The organism is Parasutterella secunda (genome assembly GCF_016901835.1).
Taxonomy (GTDB): domain Bacteria; phylum Pseudomonadota; class Gammaproteobacteria; order Burkholderiales; family Burkholderiaceae_F; genus Aphodousia; species Aphodousia faecavium.
Window position 1 is genome coordinate 42,103 of record NZ_JACJKX010000015.1, and the last position, 7,988, is coordinate 50,090.

Consider the following 7,988-nt stretch of genomic DNA (forward strand, 5'->3'; position numbering starts at 1 on the left):
AGGAGTAGTGATTTTAAAGCAAAGCGCCTTTTTGTGCGAATTTGCCTCAGAGCAATTCTTTCTTCCAACCGAAATGAGATTCGGTTTTGAGTTTGCAGTTTTCATAAATAAAACGAGTCGCATTCAAATAGTCGTCCATTGATTTGGCTTTATAGATGGCTTTGACCGCGCGCTCGGCATTTTCAAAAAGATTGTGTTGGAAAAACCAATATTCTTTCATTCGCATGAGAGCATTTTTAACGTTGCCGAAAGCAACGCAGTAACTCTCAAGCAGGGCATCGTAGTACGTTTGAATTTCTTCTAAGGTAGCAGGCGCTCCGCCCTTTGCTTTTCTGAAAAGAGCCGGATCGGCCATCAGGGCTCTTCCCACCATGATATGAGCAAGCGGAGCATACTGTGATCGTACTTTTTCAATGTCGCCGACAGTAATGACATCACCGTTGTAGCCCACAGGCATTTTCAGACAATGAAAGTATTGCCTGAAAACGTTTTCTCGGACATCACCCTTATAGAAATCGCTTCTCACGCGTGGATGAATGGTGAGCGATTTCATCTGCGGATAGTGGTTATAGACGTCAGCCAACAGATCAAACTCATTTTCGTCTGACCAACCGAGTCGGGTTTTCAGAGAAATCGCGATGGGAAGATCGGCATTAAAAATTTTGTCCAGAAAGTGCTGCAGCTCTGCGGGTTCGCGTAAAAAGCCGGAATCTTTCCCTTTGGCAACGACGGTTCCGGCCGGGCAACCCAGGTTGAGGTTCACTTCATCGTACCCGAGATCGGCAAGAGCCCGGGCAGCCCAAAGAAAATCTTCCGTGCGCCTCGTCAAAAGTTGAGGGACGACCCTGATGCCCAGATTGATGTCCGGGGCAAGCTCCCGCATTTGACGATCGGTAAAACGAGGCAATGTTGTCGGTGTGATAAACGGGAGATAATAGCTGTCCGCTGCTCCGAAAAAATGAGCATGTACCCGTCTGAATGGAAAGCCTGTGAGGCCTTCCATCGGGGCGACAACCAGTAAAGGTGAGACCATTTAGTCGATTCCGGCTTTTTTAAGTTTCTTTTCAAAATCTTTAAGCGATGCTCCGACGACTTTATGCAAAAGAACAAGAGCAATCACGTTGGGGATCACCATGATACCGTTAAAGAAGTCCGAAAGGGTCCAGACGAGATTAACGTGCGTAACAGCTCCCAAAACCAAGAAAGCACAGACGATTACACGATAGAGGAAAATGCCTCGACCGTGAAAGAGGTAGCGGACATTTTGTTCGCTGAAGAAATACCAGGCAATAATCGTTGAATAAGCAAAAAAGAATAAGCAAACCGCGACAAACTGCACACCGATGCTGCCCAAACCGACGTTGTAGGCTTTTTGAGTGAGTTCAATGCCGGTGGTGTTAAAGTCCATGACGCCGGTGACCAGGATAACCAACACGGTGAAAGTGACGATGAGAACCGTGGTAAAGACACCGAAAATAGCGACTAGTCCTTGTTCGGCCGGGTGTTCGACTTTAGCGACGGCGTGAGCATGAGGCGTGGTACCCATACCGGCTTCGTTAGAGAACAAACCGCGGGCAACACCGAACTGCATGGCTTTGGCGACAGTCAGACCGAGAGCACCGCCACCGACCGCTTCGGGATTAAAGGCGGCTGTAAAAATCAGATCAAAGGCCGGAAGAATCTGATCGTAGTGGCAAACCAGAACGTAGCTTCCGCCGATGAGGTAAAGACCGGCCATAAAGGGAACGAGTTTTTCCGTGACACTGGCAAGACTGGCCATGCCGCCGAACATCACAAGGCCTGACAAAATCGCCACGCCGATGCCTGAAACTAAAAGCGGTACATCAAAAGCATGATTTAAGGCTTGAGAGACAGTATTGGATTGAACGAGACTACCCATACAGCCCATTGTGATGATGGCAACCGCAGAAAAGAAAATGGCCATGGGTTTGAATTTCGGTCCTAAGCCCAGGGAAATATAAAAGGCAGGGCCGCCCACAACGCGGTTATTTTCGCCTGTTGCTTTATAGGTCTGAGCTAAAACGGCTTCAGCAAAAATCGTCGCCATACCGAAAAAGGCAGCGACCCAAAGCCAAAAAAGAGCACCGGGGCCACCCGCCACAATGGCGGTGGCGGCGCCGGCTACGTTACCCGTGCCGACTTGAGCAGCTACGGCTGTCGCCAATGCCTGAAAGGAACTCATACCGCTTTGGTCGGCGCGCTTACCGAAAAGCGTGGCGTTATTAAAGAGAAATTTAAGGGCGACAGGAAAAAGTCTAACTTGGACAAAGCGCAGTTTGATCGTATAAAAAATCCCCGTTCCGCACAAAAGCGGGATCAGAACGAACACGCCCCAAAGATAACTATTGATACCGCTGAATAAATTATTCAAAAACTCCATTTTTACCCCGGTAACAGAATGAGTAGTCAAAAATAATTAATAAGCCGGCCGAATCAATGAATCGCCAAGCTCAGAGGTGCAAAGTCGAGCTGAGGAGGGCTAGGAAGGTTATGAGGGAAATAGCCGGCACGATATAGCAAGTCTGATTTGCCATTCTAACAACGAAAATCGCCGATACGGCTTTTGCTCTAGGCAAAAACCAGTATTCGGCGACAAAAAAAGGCAATTTTAAGATGAATTTCAACGATTTCTTGTGTATTGACCCGCCAAATTGCTCATCCAGGGAAAGGCTTTTTCGTGTTCAGTCTTAAAGCGTTTGATGAGATCGATATCTTTCATCGTTGCCTCAAGCATATCCAGACCTTCGAGCAACATCGTTTGATGGCGCTGCGCAATAAAAAAGGACCAGACTTTTGAATCATCTTCGGATCGAATCTGCGCTTTTTCAACATCCACTGTGAGCTTAACGGCATGGTTATCGGAAAGATACTCAAAAATTTCCTGAGCATCGTCAGAGGTGACTTTTGCAGCAAGCAAACCGTTGTTAAAGCAGTTCGAATAAAAGATTTCTCCGAACCCCGTCGCAATGACAACTCGGATACCGTACTGCATCAGACCCCAAACGGCATGCTCTCTACTGGATCCGCAGCCGAAATTGGGACCTGCCATGATGATTTGTGTATTTTCAAAGCCCGGTTTGTTGAGCACAAATTCCGGATTGGTGCTTCCGTTGGGTAAATGACGGAGGTTGTATAAAAGGCCTTTATCCAAACCTGACTTATCAATGCCACGCAAAAACTGCTTGGGCATCAATTGATCGGTGTCCATATTATCGACATTGATCGGGGCGGCTACGGCCGTTAACGAAATGAGTTTTTCCATGATTATTCTTCCAGTTCGCTCTTCGGGCAGAGGTAACCCATGACGGCAGAGGCTGCGGCAGTTTCAGGACTTACCAAATGTGTGTGACTGCCTCGGCCTTGACGACCTTCAAAATTGCGATTGGTTGTCGATGCGCAACGGGTACCGGCTTTCAAAATATCGTCATTCATAGCCAGACATAGCGAGCAGCCGCTTTTTCTCCATTCAAAACCGGCGTCTTTGAAAATTCGATCCAGGCCCAGTTCTTCTGCCTGTCTGCGGATACGCATGGAGCCCGGTACCACTTGAGCCCGCACACCGGCAGCCACATGGCGCCCTTTCAACACTTGAGCGGCCGCCTGCAAATCACACAATCGTGAGTTGGTGCAGGAACCGATGAAAACATGTTCAATAGGGCTTCTCACAATTTCAGAACCGGGCTTTAAGTTCTGGTACTCCAACGCTCGTTTAGCAGCTTGGCGGGCAATCGGGTCACCGAAAGAGTCCGGTGTCGGAATTTTTTCATCAAAGGCAATTGCCTGATCGGGGCTTGTGCCCCAGGTGACCATCGGTTTGACACGACCCGCATCAAAAGTCACTTCGTTATCAAAGATCGCATTCTCATCAGAGTGAAGTTCGTTGCAGTAGGCCCACATTGCTTCAATGTCTTCGCCGCTTAAGCCTTTAGCGTGATCAATAACCCAGTCAATAGCTTTTTCATCAGGTGCCACAAGAGCGCCTCGTGCGCCGGCCTCAACGGTGAGGTTGCAAATTGTCATGCGATCTTCGATTTTAAGCGCCCGAATTGCTTCACCGGCCCACTCAACCACAAGACCCAGAGCGCCTCGAGCGGAAATTTCTCGTAAAACTGCCAATACAAGGTCTTTGGCGGTAGCATCTCCGTGCAGTTGTCCGTTAACGGTGATTCGCATAGTACCTGCCATTCTGTAGACGAGCGTTTGAGTCGCCAAAATATGTTCGATTTCAGACGTACCGATTCCGAAACCTAAAGCGCCCAGTGCTCCGTGAGTGGTGGTGTGACTGTCGCCGCAGATCACAACCATTCCGGGTCGTACGAGTCCTTGCTCCTGCATGACAACGTGCTCTATGCCTTGATCGGGACTATTGGGACCGTAAAAGGCGCTGATGCCGAAATGCTCACAATTACTTTGCAACGTTTTGGCTTGTGTGAGGGAAGCTTCGTCATAAATGCGGCGCGGCTCTTCATCGTGTGTCGGAATGATGTGATCGACTACGCAGAGGTGAGAGTCCGGACTCAATACAGGAAGGTGTCTGCTATGTAAGCCGGCAAAGGCCTGAGGAGAGGTGTATTCGTTGGCAAAATGAATGTCACAGTAGAGCAAAACCGTGTTGGCATCGATGCTTTTGACTGTGTGTGCCTCAACGATTTTTTGATAAAGCGTTTTAGCCATAGTTTCTCCTTCACGAGGATACTCAGTTTAACATAAAAAATTATGTAGACAATAAAATTTTATTGATTAGATACTGCCAGGATGGCGTATACGGGGAATTCCTTACTTTCTCCATATGTCGGACTAAGCTGGGAACATGAGTTTGATGGCAATGCTAATGTAAAGTCATACGGCTTGTCACTTGAAGAATTAAGCCTCAAAGGAGATACCGGCAGCGCTCAGTTAGGCGTTCACTTTAAACCGTCAGAGACCAGTTCCTGGCGAGTGGATGCGTCGATTAACGGTTATGTCGGTCAAAAGGAGGGTGTAGCCGGCAATATTGCTGTACATTGGCTCTATTAGGCAAAAAACAATTTTTAATAAACGACTTTTTGCCGGTCAGAAAGAACGCGCCGTCGGTTGAATTTGTTTCCCCGACGGCGTTTGTTCATCAAAATTTCATAAAGCCGTCACCATTCATTCATATGCAGACATCACAATACCGATCAAGTTCAAACGACTAATACTCTGAAATTTCTTTTATAAGGAACTGAAAATGAAACGTACTTTGATTTCTGCTTTGGTGGCCGGCTGTGTTGGTTTGGCCTCTTTCGCTGCCGCTGCCGGCACGGTTGTTGTCAATGGCTCCACGACGGTTTTGCCCGCCATGCAAAAGATCAGTGAAACGTTCATGGCCAAGCACAAGGACATTCAAGTTTCCTTGTCCGGCGGTGGTTCCGGTCACGGCATCAAGTCTTTGATGGACAAGACCACGGATGTGGCTATGGCCAGCCGTGACATGAAGCCCGCAGAAGTGGAAAACGTTAAGAAGAACGGTGGTGAAGCCGTTCGCTTCACGGTGGCTGTTGACGCCATCGTTCCGATTGTTCACCCGAACAACAAGGTCAAGGATTTGAGCATGCAACAAATCCGTGACATTTACGCCGGCCGTATCACCAACTGGAAGGACGTCGGCGGTGCCGATGCCCGTATCACGGTTGTGAGCCGCGACTCTTCTTCCGGTACGTTTGAAACCTGGGAAGAACTCGTGATGAAGGGTGAACGCGTTCAACAACGTGCTCTGTTGCAAGCTTCCAACGGTGCTGTTCTCCAAACGGTTGCTAAGAACCCGAATGCCATCGGTTACGTCGGTTTGGGTTACATCACCAAGGACATCAAGGGTTTGACGATCTCCGGCAAGGCCGCCTCTGCTGAAACGGCTCTGTCTCGTGAATGGCCGCTCGCTCGTGACCTCTATCTCTTCACAAACGGTCAACCCAAGGGTGACACGAAGACTTTGATCGATTACGCTTTGTCTCCTGAAGGTCAGGTTTCTGTGAAAGAAGTCGGTTTCGTTCCGGTTCCTGCCAAGAAGTAATTGACACTCAAACCCTTTGAGAATTCGTTATGACGTTGTTAAAACGAGGCGAGGGGTTTGAAAAGTCTTTGGCAGCGATAGCCATGCTCTCGATTGTGGCTCTCGCTGCCATTTTGGTTTTTCTGCTCACTCAAGCCCTTCCTATTCTTCGTGAAGTTCCGTTCTTCACATTCTTGTTCGGTACGGATTGGTATCCGACGGGACCTGCACCGGATTTTGAGATCGGTGCCCTGTTGGTAGCCAGCCTTGCGGTGGCTGCGACCACCACTTTGATTTCTTTGCCGCTGGGTCTTCTCACGGCAGCGTATCTGGCCTATTTTGCGAGCCCGAAAGTACGCAGTATTGTTAAACCGGCCATCGAGTTGTTAGCCGCATTACCTTCGGTTATCGTCGGTTTCCTCGGTATGGTCGTTGTGGCTCCTTGGCTTCAGGAATCCATGGGTTTGGACTCCGGTCTGAACTGGATTAACGCCTCTGTCATGCTGAGCCTGATGTGCATTCCTTTTATCTGCTCTATTTCTGAAGACGCACTCAGAAATGTGCCGGTTGCTTTGTCCGAAGCATCGCTTGCTTTGGGGGCGACCCGTTGGGAGACGCTCTATAAGGTTCAGTTCCGTTACGCTTTGGGCGGTATCGGTACAGCCATTATGTTGGGTATTTCCCGCGCATTAGGTGAAACGATGGTGGTGTTGATGGTTGCCGGCGGCGCTGCGATTATTCCGGAAAGTCTCTTTGATCCGTTGCGTCCGATGACCGCCTCCATCGCTGCAGAAATGGCTGAAGCCGCAGTGGGTTCCACTCACTACTATGCACTGTTTGCTACCGGCTTGGTGCTCTTTATTACGACTTTCATTTTCAATGCACTGGCCTTCTTCCTGACGAAGAAATTCCAGATCGGCGGAAAGCATTAAGGGGATAGAAAGATGTCTGCAGAACGTAATCCGACCTGGCGTTATACGTACGAACACATCGGTATGTTTTTTATGCGTTTGTCAACGCTTTTCAGCGCCGGTGTTATAGTTGCCATTATCCTTTATCTGTTGGATAACGCCTTACCCGCCCTGTCTTGGGAATTTATCTTCGAGCCGCCTCGTGACATGATGACCGCCGGTGGTGTCTGGCCCTGTATTGTCGGGACATTTTGGCTTGCTGTCGGCGCCACTGTCATTGCTCTGCCTTTGGGTGTGAGTACGGCTGTTTACTTGACCGAATACGGTGGATCGGGTCGAATGGTCGAGGCTATTCGTTTGTCTGTTTCCAACCTCTCGGGCGTGCCTTCGGTTATTTTCGGGCTCTTCGGTTTGACTTTCTTTGTGACGATTTGCGGTTTCGGCGTGAGTCTGCTCTCGGGTGTTCTCACCTTAGCAGTTCTTGCTTTGCCGATCGTCATTAACACAACTGAAGCCGCTTTAAATCAAGTTCCTCAAGCCTGGCGTGAAGCGTCTTTGGCACTCGGTGCCAACAAGCGACAGACGATTTTTAAGATCATTTTGCCGGCCGCTTTGCCCGGTATCCTGACCGGTAACATTTTGGCTCTGTCGCGTGTGGCAGGGGAAACGGCCGCCATCATGTACACGGCTGCGGTTTTCTACACACCGAAGATGGGCGACTCCGTTTTGGATCCGGTGATGAGTTTGCCTTATCACATCTATGTGTTGGCAACTTCCAGTGTTGACGTTGATGCCACCCGTCCGATGCAGTACGGTACAGCTTGTCTGTTGGTGCTGATGGTATTGGGACTTAATATGATCGCTCTGCTGATCCGTCAGCGTGCTCAACGCAAGATTGCTCGTCAATAGTCGTGAGTTCATTTGTACAATCAAAAAAGGGGGTGTTACAAAAGTCGCTACGACTAATTAACACCCTCTTTTGTATTTATAGCTCCCTCTTGCGACTTTATTAGGTTGCATTTTTTTCTTTTTATTAACTCTGTTAG

General features: G+C 48.9%; 8 protein-coding genes. 4 read left to right on the forward strand and 4 right to left on the reverse strand.

The features are described from left to right. Positions 1 to 46 precede the first annotated feature (46 nt). From H5985_RS07910 to leuC, 4 genes are all read right to left on the reverse strand, one after another. Positions 47 to 1,033, reverse strand: coding sequence for a tRNA dihydrouridine synthase (locus H5985_RS07910; protein ID WP_239481716.1), 987 nt, complete (start codon positions 1,031 to 1,033; stop codon positions 47 to 49). Continuing rightward, positions 1,034 to 2,401 carry an alanine/glycine:cation symporter family protein gene (locus H5985_RS07915; protein WP_205050772.1) on the reverse strand — a complete coding sequence of 456 codons (1,368 nt, stop codon included), beginning with the start codon at positions 2,399 to 2,401 and terminating at the stop codon, positions 1,034 to 1,036. It abuts the gene before it with no gap. Between the two features lie 240 nt (positions 2,402 to 2,641). Further along, on the reverse strand, positions 2,642 to 3,283 hold the full coding sequence (gene leuD, locus H5985_RS07920) for a 3-isopropylmalate dehydratase small subunit (protein ID WP_205050773.1): 642 nt from the start codon (positions 3,281 to 3,283) through the stop codon (positions 2,642 to 2,644). Between the two features lie 2 nt (positions 3,284 to 3,285). After that, positions 3,286 to 4,695 carry a 3-isopropylmalate dehydratase large subunit gene (leuC, locus tag H5985_RS07925; RefSeq protein WP_205050774.1) on the reverse strand — a complete coding sequence of 470 codons (1,410 nt, stop codon included), beginning with the start codon at positions 4,693 to 4,695 and terminating at the stop codon, positions 3,286 to 3,288. A gap of 81 nt (positions 4,696 to 4,776) precedes the next feature. On the opposite strand from leuC, the gene H5985_RS07930 reads away from it, so the two are divergent. From H5985_RS07930 to pstA, 4 genes are all read left to right on the forward strand, one after another. Beyond that, positions 4,777 to 5,037 (forward strand): autotransporter outer membrane beta-barrel domain-containing protein, encoded by a 261-nt coding sequence (locus tag H5985_RS07930; protein ID WP_205050775.1) that lies wholly within the window; start codon positions 4,777 to 4,779, stop codon positions 5,035 to 5,037. 193 nt (positions 5,038 to 5,230) lie between these two features. Beyond that, entirely contained in the window at positions 5,231 to 6,052 is an 822-nt protein-coding gene (locus H5985_RS07935; protein ID WP_205050776.1) for a phosphate ABC transporter substrate-binding protein, read from the forward strand. A 29-nt stretch (positions 6,053 to 6,081) separates the two neighbouring features. Next, positions 6,082 to 6,963, forward strand: a complete 882-nt coding sequence (pstC, locus tag H5985_RS07940; protein ID WP_205050777.1) for a phosphate ABC transporter permease subunit PstC — start codon at positions 6,082 to 6,084, stop codon at positions 6,961 to 6,963. A gap of 12 nt (positions 6,964 to 6,975) precedes the next feature. After that, a complete protein-coding gene (gene pstA / locus H5985_RS07945; RefSeq protein ID WP_239481718.1) occupies positions 6,976 to 7,851 on the forward strand; it encodes a phosphate ABC transporter permease PstA in 876 nt (291 codons plus the stop codon). Positions 7,852 to 7,988 lie beyond the last annotated feature (137 nt).